Below are 21,485 nucleotides of genomic sequence, written 5' to 3' on the forward strand. Positions count from 1 at the left end.
CCGCTGGCCAGACCCTGCGTAGGGTTGGCTGCTCCGCAAGCCGGATGCGCTAGGGTCTGCGGCTCGGGTGAGAAGGTGTTCTGCCGTCTTCAGCCTTCGTCCTCCACATCCAAGGCGGACTCCTGCAGCCCGGTGTCCTTGCCATGCATCCAGAGGACTACGTCCAGCGTTCGCAGCCGGGAGATCGCGAAAGGAACGTGTGCCTGCGCCTGGATGTCATCGAGCTGCTTCGCCAGCTTCTTGTCCTCGGCGGTCAGCGCCGCGTGCCAGTCCGTCCACTGGGTCAGCGACGAATCAACACCGGTGACCTTGGAGACGATGGAGTCCCAGATCGGAATCAGCCGAGGGCGCTTCCGGGCCAGTATCTTGCTCGCCTTGGTAGGCCCGATCCCCCACTTTTCGTCAGGCTTGCCTTCGCTCTTTCCCCGAAGCAGGTCCCACAGTTCCCAGGCAGGGCTGCCTTCCCCGAGCACGGACTTGAACTCATCCTGCCCCAGATCGGCCAGGTCAAGGTCCGCCGGAATGCGGGAGAGAAGGGCGGCAATGTCGGTGCGCCGCGTCTCAAGAATCCCGATCGCCGCCCGGTGGGAGAAATCAACGGAGAGGAACGATGCGGCCAGCAGGTCATCAGCGGTGACCCGGTTCATCACCTCCGGTGCGTCACCACCTCCGGCCCAAGTGTCAAAGCGGGCCCCGGTGCGCACCCGACCCGAGCTGAGGACTCGCGTGTAGTACTCGCTAACGAGCCCTGCGGTCTCGGACTGGTGGCCGTCGCTCAGGATGGCAGGCAGCTGCATAACTTCCCCCGGTGTTTGTGAAGGGGCGCTTTGCTCCCTCCGTTTCCGGGAGCCTACCCGGCATGGACGACATTCTGGGCAAGAGCCGGCACGGTTTTAGACAGCGTCGCCCGCTACCCCTCCCCCGCGCCCCGCATGCGGTTTGCCCGCCGGTAGCCCTGCACCCCGCCAAGGATGGCGGCCAGGCCGCCGATGACGCCGCCGATGGGAGCACCCTGCGCCATGCCCCCGAAGAACCCTTCACCGGGAGTCACGTCAAACCGGGGCGGAGTGAGCAGGGGCTGGCCCGCGAACACCGTGTAGGCGATCGCGGCAGAGGTCAGGACCATGCCGATACCGAAGACGGTGACGCCCACCATCGTGGACCGGGCACCTGCGGTTTCGGCGAGCTTCTGCGGGTTGACTCCGCGCCGCTTCGCGTACCAAAGCGCCGCCAGCGAGGGCAGCATGCCGGTCAGCACCAGCAGGGCCACCGGAAGAAGGATCAGTCCGAAAGCGGCGGCAACCAGCGCGCCCAGCAGCCCGATGTAGAGTGCGGCCGTCAGTCCGAAGGCATTGGATTCCATGATCACGGCCCGCTCCCGCTCGTCCCCGTAAGCCGGGCTGTCGACGTCCATGATCTTCTCAGCGGCCCGGTCGAGCCTGCTCGTCCTGCGCGTCATTTCCGGTCTCCCGTCTCGTCCGTGAAGAGTTCCTCGACGGTTCCGCCCAGGGCCCGGGCAATCTTCAGGGCCAGATAGACCGACGGCGCATAGTCGCCCTGCTCGACGGCGATCACCGTCTGCCGGCTCACGCCCACCTGCTCAGCCAGCTCTGCCTGAGTCATGCGTTGCTGCTTCCGGCGCTCCCGCACCGGACTCGCGTAGTCAGTCTTTCGAGGAACCATGCAGCGATGTTAGGGATCCTTGACATTGGAAGTCAAGGATCCCTGACATTTTTATCGCTGGCCCCGCTGTCGGGTTACGGCTTCTCCTGCTCCGCCCGCAGCGCCTTCCACGCACCGGTGCCCCACAGCGCCCAGAGCACCAGCAGCGGCTGGAAGAACAGCCGGATCAGCCGGTCCCGGTCCGTGGACAGGCCGAAGGCGTCGGTCTGTGTGACGTACTGGGAAATGTTGCCCGGGAAGATCGCAATGAAGAACGCGGCGGCAGCCAGGCCCACCGGCACCCGGCGCTTCCGCCATAGGATCAGCGACGCCCCCAGCCCGATCTCCGCAACGCCGGAGACCAGGACCACCAGGTCCTTGCCCACGGGAACCCAGTCCGGCACCTGGGCCTGGAACTCACTGCGGGCGAACGACAGATGCGAGATGCCCGCAAAGGCAAGGAACGAGCCGAGCACGACGGCGGCGGCACGGCGCGGCTTCGAGGTCCTGCCCGCCGGGGCCTTGACCGCACGGACGAGGGCTGAGCTGAATCGGGACATGGGCAGACGGTAGCAGGTCGGGCTGAGCGCCGACGCGGGCTCCCCTGCGGCTGACGACGGCTCAGCGGGCGACGGCGGCCCCGCGGCTCAGCTGTCCGGCTTCCCGCCCCTGCCTCCGGCCCGGGAATTGCGGCCGGACCGGATCCAGGCGAGCACCGCAGCGATGCCGACCAGGGCTCCGATCCCCTGCAGCCCGGGAGAATCATCGGCCCCGCCGGCGATAAACAGCGCGATGCCCAGGACGAAGCCGGCGGCGCAGAGGGACAGGATCAGCGCGGATCGCATGGGCCGATTCTGCCATTCGCCTGCGCTGCCGTTCGGAGCACGTTCCGGGTTCAGGGGGAACGGCGTTCAGTCAAACCGCACGAAGGAGCGCAGTCCCGCCCCGCCGCCCTCGGCGCCGACCCGGGCAAAACCAAGGGCTGCGTAGAAGGCTGCCTGCCCGGGCTCGTCGTCGGTCAGCAGCACCTTCTGCCGCACATGGGCGAACGGCTCCAGCACCAGCTCCACCAGCCGCCGTCCGATCCCCCGGCCCTGAAACCCAGGACGCACCAGCACGTCCTGGAGATAGCAGATGGTGTGCCCGTCGGACACCACCCGGGCCAGTCCGGCCAGCTGCCCGTCCACCCGGCCGACTGCGACGGCGGCCGACCCGGCGAGCGCGGCAGCCAGGACGCGGGGTTCCTTGGTGTAGGCACCCCAGCCGACGGAGTCATACAGCGACAGCAGCTCGGCAAGCGGCGGCAGGGCGACGTCGGCGCCCGATCCCCCGGCGCGGACCAGCTGGCAGGCAGGTTCTCCGGCCGCGTGGACTCCCGCGTCCGTGCTCAGAGTTCCTGCTCCGCGCCCAGGTCCTCGGTCAGCCGGTTGTACGCCAGCTGCGCCAGGGCAGCAGCCTGGTCCGCCAGCACCGAATCGTCGAACAGCACGCGCGGGGAATGGTTCCAGTCCGCCGTCGCCGGATCCACCTCCGGGGGCGTGGCCCCCAGGAACATGAAAGTGCCGGGCACCTGCTCCAGGACCAGCGAGAAGTCCTCCGAGCCCATGAGCGGGTCCCGGGATTGGATGACCCGATCCATGCCGAATAGCTCACGCAGCTCCCGCAGCGTCTCGTCGGTGCGCGCGGCGTCGTTCACCGTCACCGGATAGAGCACGTTGAAGTCCACCTCGGCGCGCAGCCCGTGCGCGGAGGCGATCCCCTCGGCCAGGGCCTTGGTCTCCATGATCACCCGGTTCAGCGACTCCTCGGACAGGGTACGGACCGAGGCGCCCAGCTTCGCGGTGTCCGGAATGACGTTGATCGCCTCGCCGGCCTCCAGCTGGGTCACCGTGAGCACGATCGGATCGAACACGGAGAAGCGGCGGGTGGCCATGTTCTGCAGGGCGGTGACCATCTCGGCAACGGCCGGCACCGGATCCCGGGCGGCCTGCGGCTGGGAGCTGTGCCCGCCCGAGCCGGTCACGGTGATGCGCAGTTCATTGGCGCCGGCCATCAGCGTTCCCGGCTTGGTGCGGAAGACCCCCAGCGGTCCGGGCCGGACATGGATACCGTACGCCGCCACCGGACGCTCGCCGGCGGCGTCGAGCACCCCCTCGGCGATCATCGCCTCCGCACCGTGGAAGCCCTCCTCCCCCGGCTGGAACATGAAGATGACGCTTCCGGCCAGATCCCGCTGCTGGGCGGCCAGCAGGTGCGCGGCACCCACCAACCCGGCCACGTGCAGGTCATGCCCGCAGGCGTGCATGCTGCCGTTCTTCGACGCGTACTCGAGGTCCGTCAGCTCCGCGACCGGCAGCGCATCCATGTCACCGCGCAGCAGCACGGCCGGGCCCGGTTCCCCGCCGCGCAGCACGGCGGTCACCGAGCTGCAGTTCTCCCCGAGGGTGATCTCCAGGTCCAGGCCCTCCAACGCTTCCAGAATCCGCTTCTGCGTGTTCGGCAGGTCCAGCCCCACCTCGGGATCGGCATGCAGCTCGCGGCGGAGGGCGACAAGTTTCGGCAGCAGGGACTGGCTTTCGGAAAGAAACGGCATGGCACTCCTGGGTCGCGGTGACGCCGCTGCGAGTGGGGGCCGGCAACAGCTGGGAACTGTGCCGTCAGTAAACCATCCTCATCCCTGCGACGGAACTGCTCAGGACACCCCGCGACCTAGACTGGACCCCATGATCGACGTCGCCGAGGCGCCGGCGCCCGCCCGGCGCGGCCCCGCCCTGCGTACCCTGCTGTCGAAAGCAGCCATGCCTGTCCGCAGCATCGACACCTGGGAGCGGCCCCGGCCCACCCGCGAACAGCAGCGCCGCGATGTCATGGGCACGCTCGCGTTCGTGGCCCTCAGCTCGGCGGTGCTGGAGCTTGGCCGGGGCATCGGCGTCATGGGCGGCGCCACCTCGCCGATCTGGGGGCAGCACCTGGCGCTGGCGCTCATGGTGCTACCGCTGGCCTGGCGGCGCCGGTTCCCGATCACCGTCCTGCTGGCCAGCAGCACCCTGTTCCTGGTCCTCAGCCTGGCCGTGCCTGAGGTCAGCGGGTTCCTGAGTTTCCAGATGGCATATTTCACTGCCATGTACAGCGCCTTCGCCTGGGCCCGGGACCGCCGCCTGCTCTGGGTCTCGATGATCCTGGTCATCGCAGCCATGGCGCTGTGGATCCTTCTCTCCTTCACGGTCTCCAACGCCTACGACTCGATTTTGGAAAGCGTCTCCGAGGGCGACGAAACCCACCGCGGAGTGCTGCCGCCTCTGCTTAGCCTCGCCCTCTACAACCTGGTCATCAACGCCGCCTTTTTCGGCGGGGCCATCATGTTCGGACTGCGTTCCTGGCGCAGCGCCCATCAGCGCCAGCAGCTGCGTGAGCAGTCCGCCCAGCTCGCCGCCCAGTCCGCCGAGCTGGCCCGGCAGGCCGTCATCGACGAACGGCTGCGCATCGCCCGGGAACTGCACGACGTCGTCGCCCACCACGTCTCCGTGATCGGGGTGCACGCCGGCGCCGCCCGCCGGGTCCTGGACAAGAAGCCCGAGGCGGCCGCGGCCGCGCTGCAGACCATCGAAGAGGCCTCCCGGCAGGGCGTGGCGGAGATGCGCTCGCTGCTCGGCGTGCTCCGGTCCGCCGACGCCGACGCCGACGGCGAGGGCGGTGACGGCGCCGCCCGCCGCCCCGAGCCCGGGCTGGCCCAGATTCCCGAACTGATCGAGGAGCACCGCGAGCTGGGCCTGAACGTCCGCTACGCCGAGGCCGAGGACGTTCCCGGCACCCTGGCCGCTGTGCCGGCCCCGCTGGCCCTGAGCATCTACCGCACGGCCCAGGAGTCCCTGGCCAACGTTCGGCGGCACTCCACCGCCGGGAACGCCGTCGTCGCCCTGCGCACCGGCGGCCCGGATGATGCCCGCTGGGTGGAAGTGGAGACCGTGGACGACGGCCGGCCCCGCCAGGGCGCCACCGGAGGCTCCGGATTCGGCCTGCGCGGCATCCGCGAGCGCGCCGCCCTGCACCGCGGCTGCACCGAGATCGGGCCCCGCGCCGACGGCGGGTGGCGGGTGCGGGTGCGCTTCACGCTTCCCTGACCGGCGGCCGCACGCGCTACGGTGGAGCGGGGGCGGCCCGCCGGCCGTCATGCGAAGCATGCAGTGCGTGAAAAGAGGCAACCGTCCATGGAACCGACCCGAGTCCTGCTGGCCGATGACCAGGCGCTGGTCCGCGCCGGCTTCGCCATGATGCTCTCCGTCGAGGACGAGATCGAGGTGGTCGGCCAGGTCACCAACGGCCGGGAGGCGGTGGAGTTCGCCGCCGCGAACCCGGTGGACGTCATCCTCATGGATGTGCAGATGCCGGTGCTGGACGGGATCGCCGCCACCTCGCAGATCACGGCCGCGGACACCGCGAAGGTCATCATCCTCACCACCTTCGAACGCGACGACTACCTTTTCGACGCCATCCGCTCCGGCGCCAGCGGCTTCCTGCTCAAGAACGCCGACCCGGATGACCTGGTCGACGCCGTCCACGCCGTGGCCAGCGGCCACGCGCTGCTCGCTCCGGAGGTCACGGTCCGGGTGATCGAACGCTTCGCCCGGCAGCTCGACGCCGAGCAGACCGGCCCGGCAGGCACCGGCCCGGCCCCGGCAGCAGCGGTACAGCAGCCTGATCCGGCGCGTGCCCGGCTGCTGGAGACGCTCACCGCCCGCGAGCGCGAAGTGCTGACCAAGGTGGCCTGCGGGCTCTCCAACGCGGAGATCGCCGGGCAGATGTTCGTGGCCGAAGCCACCGTGAAGACCCACGTGTCCAACCTGCTGGCCAAGATCCAGGTCCGGGACCGGGTGCAGGCCGTGGTGTTCGCCTACGAATCGGGGCTCATCCTTGCGGGGGACAGCCCCGCCGAGGGCTGACCGGGCGCTTTCACTCCCGCGGCCGATCCGTTGCGCGGGTCCCTCTGCCTAAAGTCGAAGCAGAAGGTCCCCCACGCACCCGGCCCGCCGGGAAAGGAGCAGCCGCCATGCTGCAGATACGCAGCCTCACCCGACGGTTCGGCGACAAGACCGCCGTCGACGACGTCACCTTCGACGTTCCCTCCGGCAAGATGACCGGCTTCGTCGGCGCCAACGGTGCCGGCAAGACCACCACCATGCGGATGATCATGGGCGTGCTCAGCCCCAGCTCCGGCGAGGTGCTGATGGACGATGTGCCGCTGACCGCGAAGATGCGCTCCCGGTTCGGGTACATGCCCGAGGAGCGCGGCCTGTACCCGAAGCAGCCGATCCTGGACCAGCTGGTCTACCTCGGCCAGCTGCACGGCATGAGCCAGAACGACGCCCGCACCTCCGCCCTGGAGATGCTGGAGCGGTTCACGCTCGCGGACCGCACCAAGGACAAGCTCGAGTCCCTGTCCCTGGGCAACCAGCAGCGCGTGCAGATCATCGCCTCGCTGATGCACCGGCCCACCGCCCTGATCCTGGACGAGCCGTTCTCCGGCCTGGACCCGGTGGCCGTCGATTCCATGGTGGAACTGCTGCGCGACTACACCGCCCAGGGCGTGCCCGTGCTCTTCTCCAGCCACCAGCTGGACCTGGTGGACCGGCTCTGCGACAACCTGGTGGTGCTCCAGAAGGGCCGCATGATCGCCTCCGGCACCGGCGAGGACCTCCGCGCCCGCGCCGCGAACCGACACCGGCTCACCGTGCACCCCGACGCCGGCTGGATCCGGGAGGAACCCGGCGTGCGGGTCATCGACGTCGCCGGCCCCACCGCCGTCGTCGAACTGGACGACGACGCCGCCGGGCAGCGGCTGCTGGCCGCCGCCCTCTCCCGCGGCTCCGTGGAGGAGTACGCCCCCATCCGTCCGTCCCTGAGCGAGATCTACCGCGAGGTCACAGCATGAGCGCCGAACGTTCCACCGCCCCCTGGGCCATCGTCACCCTCCGCGAGGTGATGGTGAAGGCCCGCGACCGCAGCTACCTCATCTCCACCCTGGTCACCGTGCTGATCATCGTCGGCACCGTGCTCTTCAACGCCTTCATGAGCTCCCGCGGCGAGGAGTACACGGTGGCGGTGTACAACGGGAACGTCGACATCACCGTGACCGTTTCGGAGGGGCAGGAAATCGTCGAGGCCGCGGATGAGGCCGGCCAGGCCAACGGCGGCAACACCCGTTTCGAGGCTGTCGAAGCCGACAGTCCGGACGCCGCCAGGGAACTGGTCCGTTCCGGGGACGCCGACGCGGCACTGCTGGTGGCCTATGACGGCTGGACGCTGGTCGGCAATGAAGAACTGCCGGCCGACCTGCAGCAGGGCATGGCCGAGGCCCTGCGGGCCCACGTTCTGGAGATCAATGCGGTCAACGCCGGAACCACGTCGGAAGCCCTGCTGGAGAACAGCGAGTTCAAGACCGACCTGCTGAACGGCGACGCCGAGAACCAGCTGCTGGCCACCCTCGTCGGGTTCGTGTTCGCGTTCCTGTTCTACATGGCGGCGATCATCTTCGGCATGGCCATCGCCACCTCCGTGCTGGAGGAAAAGCAGAACCGGGTGGTGGAGATCCTGGCCACCGCCATCCCCATCCGCCAGCTGCTCTACGGCAAGGTGGCCGGCAACACCATCCTCGCGATGGTCCAGCTGGCCCTCTACGCCGGCGCCGCGCTGCTGGCCCTGAACCTCACCGGCACCGCGGAGACCGTGGGCGGCATCATCCCGGCGTCGGGCTGGTTCCTGGTCTTCTTCCTCGCCGGGTTCCTGATCCTGGCCTCCGCCTGGGCCATGATCGGCTCGATGGCCAGCCGCAGCGAAGACCTGAACAACAGCTCCGGCCCGGTGCTCACGGTGATCATCGTGGCCCTGTTCGCCGGCCTGTTCGCCAAGGGCCAGCTGCTGGTTGCCGCCTCCTTCGTGCCGGTGGTCTCCTCGGTGGCGATGCCGGTGCGCATGCTCAACGGCGAGGTCCCCCTCTGGCAGACCCTGGTCTCGCTGCTGATCGCCCTGGTGGCGGCCTACGGCCTGCTGCGCTTCGGCGAGCGGATCTACCGCCGGGCCGTCATGCAGAGCGGCGGGGCGCTGACCCTGCGCAAGGCGATGAAGCTGGAGTCCTAGCCCTCAGCCCGCGTGCCGCCGGCGCAGATCCGTTTTGCGGATCTTGCCGCTGGCGGTGCGCGGCATCTCGGTCACGAACTCGAAGGTCCGCGGAATCTTGTAGCGCGCCAGCCTGCCGGACAGGTGCGCCCGGATCCCCTCGCCGTCCAGCTCCGCGCCCTCCCGCACCACCACGACGGCGTGCGGCACCTCGCCCCATTTCTCATCCGGCACGCCGATGACCGCAGCCGACGCCACCTGCTCCAGGGCGAGGATGGCCTGCTCCACCTCCGCCGGATAGATGTTCTCACCGCCGGAAATGATCATGTCCTTGAGCCGGTCGACGATGAAGAGGAAGCCGTCGTCGTCCAGGTACCCCAGGTCCCCGGACCGGAACCAGCCGCCGTCCGCGAAGGCGGCGGCGGTGGCGTCGGGACGCTGCCAGTATTCCCGGATGACGTTCGGGCCGGTGATCTGCACCTCGCCCACTTCACCGGCGCGTGCCGGTTCCCCGGAGGCGGCCGCCACCCGCACGCCGGTGAAGAAGTGCGGCAGCCCGGCTGATCCCGCCTTCTCCCGGGACCGGTCCGCCGGAACCGCAGTGGCACCGGGGGCCGTCTCGGTCATTCCGTACCCGCAGGAGAAGGCCAGGCCGCGCGCCTCGTAGGCCTCGATCACCCGCAGCGGCACCGCGGATCCGCCGCAGGTCAGCTTCTGCAGCGACCCGATGTCCCGTTTGGCCCAGTCCGGGTGCTCGCACAGCATCTGGTAGGTGGTGGGGACGCCGCTGATGAACGTGGCCCGGTGCTGCTCGATGAGCTCCAGGGCGCGGCCGGCGTCGAACTTCGGTTCGAGGATCACTGTTCCGCCCTTCAACAGGGTAGGAAGCACGCCCATGTCCAGCGAGGCGACGTGGAACAGCGGGGAGATCATCAGGGCCGTGTCGCTGCTGCCCAGGTCGTAGTCCACCAGCACGTTGAAGCAGTTCCAGGTCAGGTTGCCGTGCGTCAGCACCGCCCCCTTGGGCCGGCCGGTGGTGCCGGAGGTGTAGAGGATCATTGCCGGATCCGCGAGGCCCACCGGCGTCTCCGCGTCGGGGGCGGCCGCGGCGGCGAGGGCCCGTTCATAGTCCTCGCCCGCGTCGTTCCGCCCCGCCGGCGGGGCCGGAGCAGTGGCCGGCTGGGCCCCGGCGTCGGGCACCACCAGCCGGCGGACCTGCGCCTGCCCGCTGCCGGCTACGGCCAGGGACCCGAGGCCGGCGCTGTGCACCAGGACCCCGGCACCGGAATCGGCCAGCGCATACTCCAGCTCCGGCGCTGCCAGCCGCGTGTTGAGCGGCACGAAGACCGCCCCCAGGATTCCGGCCGCGAAGAACGTCTCCAGGAACGACGGGTGGTTCTCGCCCAGGAACGCGACCCGGTCCCCGGCCGCGGTGCCCCGGGCCCTGAGGGCACCGGCCAGGGCCAGGGCCCGGCGGTGGAGCGCGGAGTAGGTCAGGGCCTCACCGTTGAAGACGACCGCGGGCTTGGGCCCGAACTTCCGCTGCAGCCGGCCGGGCCATGCCCCGATCCCCTGGTTCAGCATGGCCGCGCCCTACCGGGCCGTCATGGCATCGACGTCGGGTTCCGTGCCGACGAACTCATACTTCCGCATCAGGCTGCCCAGCTGGTTGAGCTCCTCCGTGCGGATCTGCGGATCGAACTCCTCCATGGTCAGCTTTTCCGCGACCGCCGGATCCATGCTCATGAAGGCCGGCAGCACGGCACGGACATCGTCGATGTTGGCCTCCGCCTGCTCCAGGGTTTCCTCCATGGCGGCCCGGAAATCGGCCACCACTTCGGGGTTTTCCTCCGCGAAGCGGCCGGAGGTGAAGGAAACCATGGTCGGCATGCCGGGCAGGGCCTCCTGGTTCGGATAGCCGACCAGGACATTCGCGGGGTCGGCCAGCGCCCGGCTGAGGAACGGCTCAGGCAGCCAGACGGCCTCCGTATTGCCCAGCTCCAGCTGCGCCTCCATGTCGGGGAACGGCATCTCGCTGAAGCTGATGGCGGTCGGGTCGGCGCCGGCCAGCGCCGCGCTCTCCATGATGGTCAGGTCGCCCTGCGTGTTGACGGCGTTGACGGAGACCGTCCTGCCCTCAAGGTCGGCGAAGGAGGTGATGCCCGAATCCGCCCGGGCCACGACGCCGTTGATGTCGTTGCCCTCGCGGTAGGAGTTTGAGTACCCGGAGACGATCTTCATGTCCAGGCCCTTGTCCTTCGCCACCATGACCGTGAGCGGGTTGCCGACGGCGAAGTGCATGTCGCCGGTGGAGACGGCCGGCAGCATGGCCGCGCCGCCCGTGCCGGTCTGCAGCTCGATATCCAGGCCGTGCTTTTCGAAGATGCCCTCATCAATGCCGTACTGCACGGCCGACGACGGAGCAATGGTGAGGATTCCCACCACCACGTGCTCAAGTTCGCCGCTGCCGCTGCCGCCGGAGGCGGATTCCGAGGCGCCTTCCTGACCGGACAGCGAGCCGGATCCGCATCCGGCCAGCGCCAGCATCAGGGCTGCTCCGCCGGCGAAGGTCCGGGCGAACGTACGCGCGTTGACTTGCCTCATGACTGTCCTCTTCCTTGAGGTGGGCGGTGGACCCGCCCGGCAGGCCGCAGGCCTGCCGGGCCTCGGTCAAATCATGAGAACTTAAATAGTTGAAACTGTCAACAGTTTTTGGGTCACCCCTTCGGCTCCACCGCGTCGCGCATCAGCGCCACGAGGGCCCGGAAGCGTGCGTTGCCGGCCAGGTCGTCAAGCAGCACGGCCTTCCCGTCCGGGCCCGTGAGCGGTATCCGCCAGTTGGGGTACTCGTCGGAGGTGCCCGGCTGGTTCTGGGTACGCCGCTCCCCCACGGCGTCCGCCAGCGAGACGCCCAGCAGGACCGACGGCGTCTGGGCGATGAAGCGGTGCAGCGCCTCCACGACCTGCCGGACCTGGTCCTCGTCTTCGGGAAGTCCGGACGCCGGGCTGACCGCGCCGTCCGGCAGCAGCCCCAGCCGGTCCAGCAGGCCCAGGATGTCCCGGCGGGCCGCCTCGTCGGCGGCACGCTCCTCCTCCACGGGCCGGCCCAGCAGGCCCAGGCTGCTGCGCAGCTCCACATGCTCGCCCGCGAGGTACCCGGCGGTCGGCGGCAGGTCATGCGTGCCGATCGTGGTCAGCGCTCCTTCGCGGTACTGCTCCGGGCGGCTGGGCTCATCACCGCTGCGTTCGAACCAGAGGATGGAGGTGCCCAGCACGCCGCGCTCGGCCAGGTAGTCCTGGACCCAGGGCTCGAAGACCCCCAGGTCCTCGCCGACGACGACGGCGCCCGCCCGCTCCGCCTCCAGCGCCAGGATGCCCACCAGCGCTTCATGGTCGTAGTACACGTAGGCGCCTTCGGCGGGCGAACCGCCTTCCGGAATCCACCAGAGCCGGAACAGGCCGAGGATGTGGTCCACCCGGATGCCGCCGGCGTGGCGCAGGATGGTGCGGACCATGTCCCGGTACGGGGCGTAGCCCGCCTCCGCCAGGCGCTCCGGGTGCCACGGCGGCTGGCTCCAGTCCTGGCCCTGCTGGTTGAACATGTCCGGCGGGGCGCCCACGGAGATGCCCTGGGCCAGCACGCCGCGCAGGGACCACGCGTCGGCGCCCTGAGGATGCACCCCCACCGCCAGGTCGTGGACGATGCCGATCGACATGCCTGCGCTGTCGGCGGCCCGCCCGGCCGCTGCCAGCTGGCCGTCGCAGATCCACTGCAGCCATTTGTAGAACACGGCCCGGGCTTCCAGATGCTCCCGGCGCTCCCGCACGTAGGGCGAATCCGGCGCCTGCGCCTCCTGCCAGCGCGGATCCCCGGGCGGCAGTTCGGCCGCCAGGGCACACCAGAGCGCAAAATCCTCCAGGCCGGGGCCCTCGTCACGGACGAACTGTTCAAAGTGCTGCCGCCGGGCCTCCTCCAACGGCACCTGATAGACCGTTTCCAGTGCCTTGAGCTTGGCCGCATAGGTCGCGTTCCGGTCCAGCAGCGCGTCGCTGCTGTTCGCGCGGCCCAGCTCCGCGGCGGCCGCTTCGACCGCCTGCCGGTCCGCTTCGGGAAGCAGGGCATACTCGGGGATGTCCTCCACCCGGATGTAGAGGGGGTTGAAGAACCGTCGGGTGGCCGGCAGGTAGGGCGAGTCCTCCAGCGGCGGCACGGGCTCGGCGGCATGCAGCGGGTTGATGAGCAGGAACCCCCCGGCCGGGATGGCGGCAAGTTCGGCGAGGTCGCCCAAATCTCCGATACCCCAGGACTTCGATGAGCGGACGGAGTACAGCTGGGCCATCAGTCCCCACTGCCGCTGTTCCCGAAGCCGGTCCGCCGTGCTCAGCCGGTCGGGGGTCACCACCAGGCAGGCCTCGGCCTGCAGGCTGCTGCACTCCAGGCGGAGCCGGTGCCAGCCGAGAGGCAGCTCCTTGGGCAGCTCCAGCTCGTATCGTTCCAGGGTCCGGCCATCCACCTCCCGCCGGTCCACCGCCGCGGCCGGCAGGTCCAGCGTCCGCTGCGTGCCGTCCTCCAGGCGCAGGCTGATGTCCGCCCGGTCTCCGGCGGGAAGGTGAACGGCCACCGTGGAGAGGCGGCCGCTGCGCAGCACCACCGTGGGCGGCAGCGGCCGGTGCCAGGGAGCGGCCTCCGCTTCGACCAGTGAGCGCCGCACCTCGGCTTCGGTGCGGGCGCTGATCCCCAGCGCCTCCAGAACGCGCAGCAGGGTTGCCCTGCTGACCTGTTCCTCGCCGCCGTTCCACCCGGTGAAGGTGGTGGCCACCCGGTGCCTCTCGGCGAGGCGGAGCAGATCGGCGTCGGGCATTCCGTCAGCGTGCTTATCAGTCATGCGACCAATCTAGGCGAATCCCGCCGCCTCCGCAGGCGACGGGCTCCGGCCGGCTTGCCGGCACCGCCCCCCAGGATGCAGAGGACGACGGCGTCAGCGGGCCCGCCGGGTCAGGCGCCATGCATCCTGGAAGTCGTCGTGCTCCTCGTAGGGCTCGGCAAGGGCGGCGAGGGCGAGCGTGGTCCATTCCAGCTCCGAGGGATGCTGGCCATCCTCCTCGGTGCCACCCAGGAGCAGCCGGGCCAGCGTGCTGCGCCGGGCAGCGCCGATGATCTCGAGCAGCGTGAGTTTGGCCTCGCACTCGCGAAGCAGCCGTTCTTCGTACCACCTGTCGGAGAGCGGGAGGTCGGACCGCGCCAGGAGCTTGCGCGACTCCGTGGCTTCGTCCTCGAGGCGGGACAGGAGGAATTCCACGATGTCCATGGCGATGATGCTACGCCGCAGCGCCGCAGCCGTCAGCGGCTCGATTCCGTACCGGGAATATTTTGCCCAAAACGGGGGTTGGCTAAGGTGAAGGCCCGCCGGGCGGCTGCCCGCCTGCGAGAGCTGCACTCCTTATCCAGCGAACCCTACGGAGAACGTTTGTCTGTTCCTGTCCTGCATGAAAACACCCCGACACCTGCCCCGCGGATGCGACGGATCCGCAACCCCCGAGCCGTTCACCGCGGCGACCTGATCGAAGCGCGCGCCGGCGGGCGCGTAGCCTATCGCGGAGAAGTCAGGGATACCGCCCCTGGCCTGTCCACGATCTGGCTGCGCGACGAGGACACCGGCGGCGCCGTCGCCATCAGCACCGACGAGTTCGAGCTGTTCGCCGCCTGAGCGGACCGGCACAGCGAAAAGCCCCGGCGGAACACCGGCTTCTACCGGTGCCCGCCGGGGCTTTCCCTTAACTAAGTTCCTCCTAGCGGCTGTCCCCTGATCCGGAACCGTGTCCGGACGACCCGCCGGAGGAGTCGCCCGAGACGTGCCGGCCGCTGCTTTCGGAGTCGGATACGTCGGTCTCGATCCGCTCCTTCTGCACATCCTCCGAGACGTTGCTGGTGCCGGTCACCTTTTCCTTCTGCAGCCGGACCCGCTCGACGGGCTCGGTGTGCTTGGACACGACCGGCTCCTCGGCCTCCAGGGTGACCTCGTACTCGTTCTCGGTGATTTCCGGCCCCGACAGGGCGGCGTCCATGTTTTCCTCGGTGATCGGCTCCCGCTCGATCCGCACCTCTTCCCGGCTGACCGGAACCTGCTGGGTGACGGTGTCGGTGACGACGTACTTGCGCAGCCGCGCCTTGCCCACCGTGCGCTTTTGGGTGCCGATGTCGAGGCGCTCCTCGGAGCGGGTCATCGCGTCGTCGATGTTCGCGCCGCGGGTGCCTGAGGCATCGGAGGTTCCGGAGCTGTGCGTGCCGGTGTCGGTCCCGGACAGGCCCGACGAGGTGCCCGACATGCCGGTGTGGGTTCCGGACGTGTCCGTGCCGAGCCCGCCGGAGGTGCCCGAGGAATCCGTGCCCGAGGTGCCGGAGCTGGAGTCGTCGTCATAGCTGAAGCCGTAGTACCGGTACAGCATGACCTCCTCCTCCGGGCTGATCGACCCGTCGGACTCGACCTGCGGAGCGTTCTTCACCTCATCCTTGCTGTAGGGAACCAGGACGTCGACGCCTTCCACCGTGGCTTCGCTGAGCGGCACAAAGCTCTCATTGCCGCCGAACAGCCCGGTGTTGACCGTCACCCACGCCGGTTCGTTGGTCTGGTCGTCCAGGTAGAACGTCCCGACGGCGCCGATCCGGTCACCGTTCGGGCCGAGGACGTTGCCGGACCCTGACATAAGACCTTCGACTTGCTGATTGTTGATCATCCTGTTCTCCTTGCCGCGGCGAATGGGGGTCGCACGGCCTGGAACCCAATGTCCGGAAGGGTCCCTTCCGGCAATCCCAAGCCTACTTACCATTGCAGACCGCAGGGCAGGGAGCGTCAATAGGTGACGCCGATCAGCGCGGGCTACTGCGCTTCCAGCAGCTGGGTGCGCACCTGGCGGCGCAGCACCTTGCCCAGCATCGACTTGGGCAGCTCCCCGATGGCCACGATCCGCCGCGGCACCTTGTACGGCGTCAGGCGTCCGCGGCAGTAGGAGCGCAGCGCGGCCTCATCGAGTTCGGCGTCGGGATTCATGACGACGGCGGCCACCACCTCTTCGCCGCCGTCGGGCCGCGGCAGGCCGACGACGGCGGCTTCGGCGACGTCCAGGTGGCTGCGCAGCACTTCCTCGACCTCCGACGGTGAAACGTTGAAGCCGCCGGTGATGATCAGTTCCTTGCGCCGGTCCACGACCTTGACGAAGCCGTCCCCATCCACCGTGACGATGTCGCCGGTCCGCAGCCAGCCGCCGGGCAGCAGCACCTCATCGGTGTCCTCGGCGTTGTTCCAGTACCCGGCGAAGACCTGCGGCCCCTTGATCAGCAGCTCGCCGGGGGTGCCCTGCTCGACATCCTGCTCCGGGTGCTCCGGATCGGCCACCCGCATCAGCGTGCTCGGGAAGGGGACGCCGATGGTGCCGTTCCGGCGGGTCTCGGCGAAGGGGTTGCCCAGCGCCACCGGGGAGGATTCCGTGAGGCCGTAGCCCTCGACCAGCAGGCCGCCGGACACCTCCTCCCACAGCTTGACGGTGGAGGCGGGCAGGGTCATGGCCCCGGAGATTGCGTAGCGGATGGTGGACAGGTCGATGCCGCGTTCCTTGGATTCGTGCGCGGTCTTCTCATAGATGGGCGGCACGGCGCAGAACACGGTGGGCCGGGACTTCTTCGCCGCCGCCAGGACCAGGTCGACGTCGAACTTGGGGAACAGCACCAGCCGCGCGCCCATCAGCACCGAGAAGGTCAGGTAGAGGGTGAGGCCGAAGGCGTGGAACATCGGCAGCACGCCGTAGATGACTTCCTTGCCCTCCTCGGCGCCGTGCATCCAGGCCTGCCCCTGCAGGGCGTTCGAGCGCAGGTTGTAGTGCGTCAGCATCACGCCCTTGGGCACTCCCGTGGTGCCGGAGGTGTACTGCAGCGCGGCCAGGTCCTTCACCGCGGGCTTGGGGTGGGCCGGGTCCAGGCGCGGTGCGGAGAGCAGCTGCTCCCAGGAGGTGGTGTTCTCGGTCTTCGCGGTCAGCCCGGCCCGGGTGCGCCGGAGGGAGGGCAGCGGCAGGCGCAGCGCCATGCGCTTCAGGCGCGGCATGGCCTTGGTGATGTCCACGGCGACGATGCTGGTGACGCGGACGTCGCCGGGGAAGTCCTGGATCTTCTCCACGGCCTTGTCCCAGACGATGGCCACCTGCGCTCCGTGGTTTTCGAACTGGTGGCGCAGTTCCCGCTCCGTGTAGAGGGGGTTGTGGCCCACGACGACGGCGCCCAGGCGCAGCACGGCGTAGAAGGCCACCAGGTACTGCGGGCAGTTGGGCAGGATGACGGCCACCCGGTGGCCGGCGCGGACACCCATCCGGCGCAGGCCCTCGGCCGCGCGGTCGATCTGCTCGCCCAGCTGCTCATAGGTGGTTTCGGCACCGAAGAACTCGAGGGCGACCTTGGGCCCGAACCGGGCCACGGCGTCGTCCATCATGGCTGTCAGGGATTCGGTGGGCAGCTCGATCTCCGCCGGCACGCCGGGCTGGTAGTTCCGCACCCACAGCGGTTCCTGGACAGCGGTCATGGCAAAGCTCCTTCGGGTTTGGTTAACCCCGACTATAGCCACCGCGCGCGGGCACGCTGAAACCCGATATGCCCCCTCCGGCATATCTCCCGGTCAGGGCGGCAGGGGCGGCCCGGCGCCGGGCGCTCCTGCTACCAGCGGGCAGCCAGGGAGCCCAGGTAACGGGCCAGCGCGCGGGGCGCCGAGCGCGGCGCGACGGCCTCCACCGCGGCGTTGTAGTTGGTATTGGTGTTCACGTCGTAGGTCAGCACCCGGCCGTCGGCCGCCTCAATGAACTCGATGCCGCAGACCTCCAGCTTCATCCGGCGGGCGAACTCCAGGTACTGCCCGATGATGGGGGCGTCGAAGCCTTCCCGCAGGCTGAACAGCTGGGTGTCCGGATCCGGGGTGATCGTGGCCCCCGGCGGCAGCACCGGGCGCCCGGTCAGCGGGTCGACGGCGCAGGCGTCGGCGGGGCACAGCTGGAAGCCGCCGCGGGCGGTGTCGGCCCGGATCGCGTAGATGAACTCCCCGCCCACGATCTCCACGCGGGTGATGAACGGCTCAGCGGCCTGGATGTACTCCTGGATCAGGGTGATGCCGTCCTGCGGTTCCTCGAAGTCGGCGGAGGCGACGTAGTCCGCGAGCTCGCCGTGGGAGTCGAACTTCCGGACCCCGAGTCCCTTGCCGCCCTGGTTGTGCTTGGTGATGAAGGGGGCCTGGAACTCCTTGGCGGCGGCCAGGACCTGATCCCGTCCGACGGCGGCCACCGTGCGGGGCGTGTCGATGCCCGCCGCGCGCAGGGCGGTGAGCTGGTCCACCTTGCTCATCTCCAGTTCGAGGATCCGGCGGCCGTTCACTGTGCGGCGGCCGTGCGCCTCGAGCCAGGCCAGCACGGCCCGGGCGTAGTCCTTGGAGAGCCCGTGCTCGCGGGTGTGGGCGGAGGCGCTGATCCGGGACCAGAAGATGCCTTCCGGGGGAACCGAATCGAGGTCCAGCACGCCGTCGGTCAGCAGCCACTCCTCCACCTGCAGGCCTTCCGCTTCGAAGGCGCGGGCAAAGGGAGGAAACCATTCGGGGTTCTCGTGCAGGGCGAAGATGCGGGGTGCAGCGGATGCCATGGGGCGGGCCTTTCGGTCAGCGGGCCCGGACGGGCCCGGAGGAGAACTACGGGATGAAGATGCCGTTGCCCGGTCCCAGCGGGAGGTCCAGGACGTAGAAGACGGTGAGCACGGCGGTCCAGGCGAGCCAGAACACCACCGTGAACGGAAGCATCCGGGCGATGACCGTGCCCAGGCCGGCCGCGGGTTCGTAGCGGCGCAGCATGGTCAGCAGCACGATCATGTAGGGGTTGAGCGGGGTGAGCACCTGGGTGGCGGAGTCCCCCACCCGGAAGGCGGCCTGCACGAAGGCCGGTTCATAGCCCAGCAGGGCGAACATCGGCACGAACACGGCCGCCATCAGGGTCCACATCGCGGAGCCGGAAATGATGAACAGGTTCAGCAGGGAGGCCAGGGCGACGAAGGCGAGGATGGCCGGATAGCCGGTCAGCCCGATGGATTCCAGGCCCGAGGCGCCCATCACCGCGATCCAGCTGCCGATGCCGGACCAGTTGAACAGGGCGATGAACTGGCCCAGCACGAAGGCCAGGACCAGGAAGCCGCTCATCTCCTTGATCGAGGCGCCCATGACGCGTGGAATGTCGCGGGCGCCCGGCATGGATCCGGTCACCCGGCCGTAGACCAGGCCCGGAATGATGAACAGCACGAACACCACGAACACGATCGAGGACAGCAGCGGGGACCGGGGCAGGAAGCCGCCGTCCTCGTTGCGCCAGGGCGAATCCGGCACCAGCACCGCGGCGGCGATTGCGGCGGCCGTCAGGGCCCCGATCAGCAGCGCCAGCCGCACTCCGCGCCGCTCCACCGGGCTCAGGTGCGGATCCAGGGCAGTCGGGGCGGCGGGCTGCGCCGGCGCCGGCCCCGACGCCGTTGTCCCCGGGGCGACCGCGCCGTCGTCGTCGGGATCCGACTCCTCGCGCGGAACGCCCTGGCGGACCAGCCGAGGCTCCAGGACCTTGTCGATCAGGAACCCGGCCAGCAGGATCAGCACCACCGATGAGGCGATGTTGAAGAAGTAGTTGGACAGCGGGTTCACCGGTGACCCGGGGTCGGGCAGGGTCTCGGTGACCGCCGTCGTGATGCCTGCAAACAGCGCGTCGAGGCTGGTGACCACCAGCGAGGTGGAGTAACCGGCTCCGGCGGCGGCGAAGCCGCCCAGCAGCCCGGCCACCGGGTGCCGGCCCGCGGCCCGGAACACCAGGGCCGCCAGCGGCGGAATGATGACGAAGGCGGCGTCGGCCATGATCGAGCCCACCACCCCGACCAGCCCGACGGCGTAGGGCAGGGCCCAGCGCGGCGCGGAACCGAAGGCGCGGCGGATCAAGGCGGCCAGCAGCCCGGACTTCTCGGCCACACCCACCGCCAGCAGGATCGGCAGGACCGTGGCCAGCGGCGGGAACCCGAGGTAGTTCTCCCCCAGCGTCGTGGTGAACCAGGCCAGCCCCTCCCCGGTGAACAGGCCCTTGATCACCGTGTCCTCGTCGCTGCCCGGGACCCGGACGGTGACGTTCGCCCAGGCCATCAGCGTGGAGGCCACGGCCACCGCGGCAAACAGGATCAGGAAGAGCAGGAACGGGTCGGGGAGCTTGTTGCCGGCCCGTTCAATGCCCGCCAGCAGGCGGTCAGTGCGGCGGGCAGAGCCGGCATCGGCCCCGGCGGGTGCTGCGCTCATGCGGTGTTCCTCCCGGTCGGCGGATCGGATGACGGTGCAGGGGTCAGTCGAAGTAGGCGGGCACGTCCACCGGTCCGCCGGCGTCGGCGAACTCCTGCGCGACGGCGTCCCGGAGGGCGGGGTCGCAGAGATAGTCCAGGGCGGTCAGGGCCAGCCCGGCGGCGGCGTCGACCGCCCCGCGTGCGGCGGCCGGGGACCCGGCGGCCGCGGCGAATTCCCGGGTGTGCAGGGCGACGTCGGCGTCGGCGATGCCGATCAGCGGGTGGATCCCGGGAATCCGGTAGCTGACGTTGCCGAAGTCGGTGGAGGCGGCGATCGTCTCGGACACCACGCCGCCGGGCAGCGGGCTGCGGCCCCGCCGGCGCTGTGCGGCGACCCAGCGGCCGGTCAGCGCCTGGTTGGTGCGCACCGGCAGCGACGGCGGATGCTCGTCCCAGGCCAGCTCCACGCCGGTGCCGGTCATCAGGGCGGCGCCGCGGGCCACGTCCTCCAGCCGGCGGCTGAGCTCGCGGAGGGTCTCCGGGTACTTGGAGCGCGCGTACAGCTTCATCACGGCCCGCTCCGGAATGATGCTCGGCCGCGTGCCGCCGTCGGCGATGACCGCGTGCACCCGGTCCACCGGCGGCAGCTGCTGCCGGAGCAGCCCGACGCCCTGATAGGTGAGGGTGGCGGCGTCGAGCGCGTTGCGGCCCATGAACGGCTGTGCCGAGGCGTGGGCGGCGACGCCGGTGAAGGTGACGGTCAGCAGGCGCCGGCCGAGCCAGACCTGGTCCGCCAGGTCGTAGCCGTACGGGTGGACCATGATGGCGGCGTCGATCCCGTCGAACGCGCCGGCCCGGGCCAGGACCTCCTTGCCGGAGTAGCCTTCCTCGGCGGGGGTGCCGAGCAGCACGACGCGGCCGGGGAAGGCCTCCGGGTCTGCCCGGATCGTTTCGGCCAGCGCCAGGAACGCGCCCGTGCCGGCGGCGGCAATGACGTTGTGGCCGCAGGCGTGTCCCACCTCGGGCAGGGCGTCATACTCGGCGAGGACCGCAATGGTCGGGCCCGCGCTGCCGACCTCGGCGCGCAGCGCCGTCGGCACTCCGTACGCCCCCGCCTGCACCGGGATGCCGTGCCGTTCGAGGAGGTCGGCGATCCGGGCTGCGCTCCGGTGCTCCTCGTAGGCCGTCTCCGGGTCGGCGTGCAGCTCGGCTGCCAGTGCAGCCAGCTCCGGGGCAAGGGAGTCAACGCGCTGCTCCACGGCCTCCGCCAGCTGCCCCGGAGCGCCGGGGAAAGGCGACTCCTCCGTGCGGGCGGTGCTGCGGCGGGCCTCGGTTTCCGCCGCCAGGCGGTCCAGGTAGCTGCTGCTGGGCTGGGTGGGCTGGTTCATAG

At 69.8% G+C, this 21,485-nt stretch carries 21 protein-coding genes; 5 read left to right on the forward strand and 16 right to left on the reverse strand.

Going from position 1 to position 21,485, the window contains the following annotated elements:
- Positions 1–89 precede the first annotated feature (89 nt).
- The 7 genes from AC5RV6_RS03790 to AC5RV6_RS03820 form a co-directional block, all read right to left on the reverse strand.
- Entirely contained in the window at positions 90–797 is a 708-nt protein-coding gene (locus AC5RV6_RS03790) for a DUF6308 family protein (protein ID WP_494005940.1), read from the reverse strand.
- Between the two features lie 113 nt (positions 798–910).
- A complete protein-coding gene (locus AC5RV6_RS03795; protein ID WP_494005941.1) occupies positions 911–1,459 on the reverse strand; it encodes a hypothetical protein in 549 nt (182 codons plus the stop codon).
- A complete protein-coding gene (locus tag AC5RV6_RS03800) occupies positions 1,456–1,683 on the reverse strand; it encodes a helix-turn-helix transcriptional regulator (RefSeq protein ID WP_494005942.1) in 228 nt (75 codons plus the stop codon). Before AC5RV6_RS03800 ends, AC5RV6_RS03795 begins: the two co-directional genes overlap by 4 nt.
- A 74-nt stretch (positions 1,684–1,757) precedes the next feature.
- Positions 1,758–2,222, reverse strand: coding sequence for a DoxX family protein (locus AC5RV6_RS03805; RefSeq protein ID WP_494005943.1), 465 nt, complete (start codon positions 2,220–2,222; stop codon positions 1,758–1,760).
- 87 nt (positions 2,223–2,309) lie between these two features.
- Positions 2,310–2,507, reverse strand: a complete 198-nt coding sequence (locus AC5RV6_RS03810; protein ID WP_494005944.1) for a hypothetical protein — start codon at positions 2,505–2,507, stop codon at positions 2,310–2,312.
- Positions 2,508–2,573: 66 nt separating this feature from the next.
- On the reverse strand, positions 2,574–3,053 hold the full coding sequence (locus AC5RV6_RS03815) for a GNAT family N-acetyltransferase (RefSeq protein ID WP_494006621.1): 480 nt from the start codon (positions 3,051–3,053) through the stop codon (positions 2,574–2,576).
- Positions 3,050–4,255 carry a M20 metallopeptidase family protein gene (locus AC5RV6_RS03820; RefSeq protein WP_494005945.1) on the reverse strand — a complete coding sequence of 402 codons (1,206 nt, stop codon included), beginning with the start codon at positions 4,253–4,255 and terminating at the stop codon, positions 3,050–3,052. The genes AC5RV6_RS03815 and AC5RV6_RS03820 overlap by 4 nt, the downstream gene beginning before the upstream one ends.
- A 130-nt stretch (positions 4,256–4,385) precedes the next feature.
- On the opposite strand from AC5RV6_RS03820, the gene AC5RV6_RS03825 reads away from it, so the two are divergent.
- The 4 genes from AC5RV6_RS03825 (at position 4,386) to AC5RV6_RS03840 (ending at position 8,796) form a co-directional block, all read left to right on the forward strand.
- Entirely contained in the window at positions 4,386–5,783 is a 1,398-nt protein-coding gene (locus AC5RV6_RS03825) for a sensor histidine kinase (RefSeq protein ID WP_494005946.1), read from the forward strand.
- A gap of 87 nt (positions 5,784–5,870) precedes the next feature.
- Positions 5,871–6,602: a response regulator gene (locus AC5RV6_RS03830; protein WP_494005947.1), complete on the forward strand. Its 732-nt coding sequence runs from the start codon at positions 5,871–5,873 to the stop codon at positions 6,600–6,602.
- Between the two features lie 107 nt (positions 6,603–6,709).
- Positions 6,710–7,591, forward strand: coding sequence for an ABC transporter ATP-binding protein (locus AC5RV6_RS03835; RefSeq protein WP_494005948.1), 882 nt, complete (start codon positions 6,710–6,712; stop codon positions 7,589–7,591).
- A complete protein-coding gene (locus tag AC5RV6_RS03840) occupies positions 7,588–8,796 on the forward strand; it encodes an ABC transporter permease (RefSeq protein WP_494005949.1) in 1,209 nt (402 codons plus the stop codon). Before AC5RV6_RS03835 ends, AC5RV6_RS03840 begins: the two co-directional genes overlap by 4 nt.
- 3 nt (positions 8,797–8,799) lie before the next feature.
- Here the strand turns inward: AC5RV6_RS03840 and AC5RV6_RS03845 are convergent, their stop codons facing one another.
- The 4 genes from AC5RV6_RS03845 to AC5RV6_RS03860 all read right to left on the reverse strand — a co-directional run bounded on the left by AC5RV6_RS03845 (position 8,800) and on the right by AC5RV6_RS03860 (position 14,084).
- Positions 8,800–10,359 (reverse strand): acyl-CoA synthetase, encoded by a 1,560-nt coding sequence (locus AC5RV6_RS03845; RefSeq protein WP_494005950.1) that lies wholly within the window; start codon positions 10,357–10,359, stop codon positions 8,800–8,802.
- Positions 10,360–10,368: 9 nt separating this feature from the next.
- Positions 10,369–11,379 carry an ABC transporter substrate-binding protein gene (locus AC5RV6_RS03850; protein ID WP_494005951.1) on the reverse strand — a complete coding sequence of 337 codons (1,011 nt, stop codon included), beginning with the start codon at positions 11,377–11,379 and terminating at the stop codon, positions 10,369–10,371.
- 113 nt (positions 11,380–11,492) lie between these two features.
- Entirely contained in the window at positions 11,493–13,661 is a 2,169-nt protein-coding gene (gene malQ, locus AC5RV6_RS03855) for a 4-alpha-glucanotransferase (protein WP_494005952.1), read from the reverse strand.
- Between the two features lie 93 nt (positions 13,662–13,754).
- Positions 13,755–14,084 (reverse strand): DUF6221 family protein, encoded by a 330-nt coding sequence (locus tag AC5RV6_RS03860; RefSeq protein WP_494005953.1) that lies wholly within the window; start codon positions 14,082–14,084, stop codon positions 13,755–13,757.
- Positions 14,085–14,243: 159 nt separating this feature from the next.
- Between AC5RV6_RS03860 and AC5RV6_RS03865 the strand changes: the two genes are divergently transcribed.
- Positions 14,244–14,483, forward strand: coding sequence for a hypothetical protein (locus tag AC5RV6_RS03865; RefSeq protein ID WP_494005954.1), 240 nt, complete (start codon positions 14,244–14,246; stop codon positions 14,481–14,483).
- 82 nt (positions 14,484–14,565) lie between these two features.
- On the opposite strand, the gene AC5RV6_RS03870 is transcribed toward AC5RV6_RS03865, so the two are convergent.
- The 5 genes from AC5RV6_RS03870 to AC5RV6_RS03890 form a co-directional block, all read right to left on the reverse strand.
- The gene (locus AC5RV6_RS03870) at positions 14,566–15,510 is read right to left on the reverse strand and encodes a YsnF/AvaK domain-containing protein (protein WP_494005955.1); all 945 of its coding nucleotides are present in this window, start codon (positions 15,508–15,510) and stop codon (positions 14,566–14,568) included.
- A gap of 143 nt (positions 15,511–15,653) precedes the next feature.
- Positions 15,654–17,342: a long-chain-fatty-acid--CoA ligase gene (locus AC5RV6_RS03875; RefSeq protein ID WP_494005956.1), complete on the reverse strand. Its 1,689-nt coding sequence runs from the start codon at positions 17,340–17,342 to the stop codon at positions 15,654–15,656.
- A 131-nt stretch (positions 17,343–17,473) separates the two neighbouring features.
- On the reverse strand, positions 17,474–18,442 hold the full coding sequence (locus tag AC5RV6_RS03880; RefSeq protein ID WP_494005957.1) for an ATP-grasp domain-containing protein: 969 nt from the start codon (positions 18,440–18,442) through the stop codon (positions 17,474–17,476).
- 46 nt (positions 18,443–18,488) lie between these two features.
- Positions 18,489–20,114 (reverse strand): AbgT family transporter, encoded by a 1,626-nt coding sequence (locus tag AC5RV6_RS03885; RefSeq protein ID WP_494005958.1) that lies wholly within the window; start codon positions 20,112–20,114, stop codon positions 18,489–18,491.
- A 43-nt stretch (positions 20,115–20,157) separates the two neighbouring features.
- On the reverse strand, positions 20,158–21,483 hold the full coding sequence (locus AC5RV6_RS03890) for a M20 family metallopeptidase (protein ID WP_494005959.1): 1,326 nt from the start codon (positions 21,481–21,483) through the stop codon (positions 20,158–20,160).
- Positions 21,484–21,485: the final 2 nt, after the last annotated feature.

It is taken from the genome of Arthrobacter saudimassiliensis, from assembly GCF_059090665.1.